Origin of the sequence: Ornithinibacillus proteolyticus (genome assembly GCF_039581225.1) — a bacterium.
Classification (GTDB): domain Bacteria; phylum Bacillota; class Bacilli; order Bacillales; family Amphibacillaceae; genus Ornithinibacillus; species Ornithinibacillus massiliensis.
Genome location: NZ_JBCPXV010000102.1, coordinates 1 through 2593 on the forward strand (window position 1 = coordinate 1; position 2593 = coordinate 2593).

At 36.6% G+C, this 2593-nt stretch carries 1 pseudogene; it reads left to right on the plus strand.

Features of this window, described 5'->3' with window-relative positions:
- Window positions 1-443: 443 nt before the first annotated feature.
- Window positions 444-1993, plus strand: a pseudogene (locus tag AAIB49_RS19720) (IS3 family transposase).
- Window positions 1994-2593 lie beyond the last annotated feature (600 nt).

Sequence of the window (2593 nt, forward strand, 5' to 3'; positions counted from 1 at the left end):
AGCAACATGTGCAAAAAAATAAAATAACCGTAAATCTGTTTAAAACATCTCAGATTCACGGTTATTTGGCGTTTCTGTTTTTAATTTTAGTTGCTTCTATTATAAAATTTCTTAGTTCGGGCTTACATTACTTTAAAACCAACATAGACACTTATTACTTGAATCAAAAGAGATAAATTCCATTGAGACTATAATATTCCAGCCCTTTATGGGTATACCCTGGTAAAGGATAACGTTCTGTAAACCCAAATCTTTTCATCAAAAAAAGTGACCCTATTAAGATCAGCTTGTTTTAACTATTGCCCCCGTTTCTTTAGGTATAACATTTCACATAGAATATTTTTTTTGGTAACTTTCTTTTCTTAAATAACCCCCTCTGTTAGGATAGATGTCGTCGGGAACTTTAGTGTATAGTTTAAATAAATACACGGAGGTTGATCGACATGAAAAATAATAATGGCAAACGATATTCTAATGAAGAAAAAGCTGCAATCGTTAAGAGAATGATGCCCCCTAATAATGAATCTGTAGGCCGATTAAGTGATGAGTTGGGTATTACTGAACCTACACTTTACAAGTGGAGAAAGGAAACAAGATTAGCTGGAAATCCCACACCTGGAGACGGTCAAAATTCTGAACAATGGAGCAGTGAAGATAAGTTTCTGGTTGTGATGGAAACATATTCACTGAATGGTGCAGAGTTAGCGGAGTATTGTAGAAAAAAGGGTCTTTATAAAGAACAAATTGAAGCATGGCGTGATACTTGCCTTAACGCAAATGGCAAGCAATCTAATCAAACAAAGCAATTGAATCAAGAATTAAAAGAGGAGAAAAAACGAGCAAAAACATTAGAAAATGATTTGCATAAAAAAGAGAAAGCGTTGGCAGAGGCTGCAGCTTTATTATTATTAAGAAAAAAGGCCCAAGCGATCTGGGGGGACCAAGAGGACGAATGATCAGCCCGTCAGATCGCGCACTAGCAGTTGAACTCATCCAAGAAGCTAATCAGAATGGTGCGCGATTAGCCCTTGCGTGCAAAGAATTGAACATAAGTGTACGCACCTATGAACGCTGGGTTTCAGGGGGAGGAATTAAAGAGGATCAGCGCCCCCATGCGATACGACCGGAACCAAAAAACAAGCTAACGAAAGAAGAGAAAGAAAAGATTGTAGAAGTTGTTAAGCAGGAAGAATTCGCTGATTTACCTCCTACTCAAATTGTGCCGAAGTTGGCTGACCAAAGCGTTTATATTGCCTCTGAATCTAGTTTTTATCGTGTGCTACGTGAACAAAAGATGCAAAACCATAGAGGAAGAGGTAAAAAGCCGGAACGGAGAATTCCAGAAAGCCATCTAGCTAAAGAACCTAATCAAGTTGGGACCTGGGATATTACCTGGTTAAAGGGGCCAGTAAAGGGTTTGTATTACAGGCTCTATATGATAATAGATTTATTTAGTAGAAAGATAGTTGGTTGGGAAATTTGGGAATCAGAGGAAGCTAAGTATGCGGAGGAATTGATAAAGAGAGCCGTGCTTAGTGAAAAAATTCAAGGGAAGCCTCTTGTCCTTCATTCTGATAATGGAAGCCCAATGAAGGCAGCAACTTTTCAGGTTTTACTTGAAAAATTAGGAATCCAAAGTTCGTATTCAAGGCCACGTGTAAGTAATGATAATCCTTATTCCGAAGCAACGTTTAGGACATTAAAATATCGCCCTGAATACCCATACAACTGTTTTGAAACAAAAGAAATAGCACGAGAATGGGCGCTTAAATTTGTCCATTGGTACAACTGTATCCACCTACACAGCGGAATAAACTTTGTGACTCCAGAACAGTGCCATACAGGGGTCTATATAGATGTGCTCAATAAACGAAAGGAAGTGTATGAACAAGCGAAACAACAGCATCCAGAACGTTGGTCACGTTCGACGAGAAATTGGGATCCGCATAAATCAGTAGCATTAAATCCAATGAAGGAAGAACGCGAAAGTTGAAGTATAAAATTTATCCTCAACTCAAAATTGCCCCTTTGCCCTTCTCAAAAAAGAATAGAATGTATTCTGTATTTTTTTGAGAAGGCCACCAAGCGAAGCGCGGTAGATAATGAATTAATTATATACACTAGTAAACAAGGAAAATACGACAATTATCTTGACAAACACCGATACTTAGCTTGTTAAACTAAACTGTTAGTTAGTTTAAGTACATAATTTCACAAAACTTTATAACTATAATATAACATATATTCAGATTCATCCTAAAATTTCCAAATCTTGATTTACAAATAGTCTCCCAGTTAGCAATGAAAATACATAGCAATTAGTCACCTACTAACATCTATTAGTAGCTGTTAATTTGTGTGCTACAATGTTAAAAGTGATGTCATTTGTAAGTAAACACTGGTATATCAACTATATAAATAGAATACCAATCACTATTCGGTTTGGTATGCTATTTATATAGTTGTATGAATTTCATAATTCTTAGCCCTTGTGTATCAAGGGGTTTAAGAGATAAAAAAAGAAGTACCTCCCCAAATCTTGTATAATGGTAGTTGACCACAAACCATAAAAAGACTGGAGGAGTACTTCTTA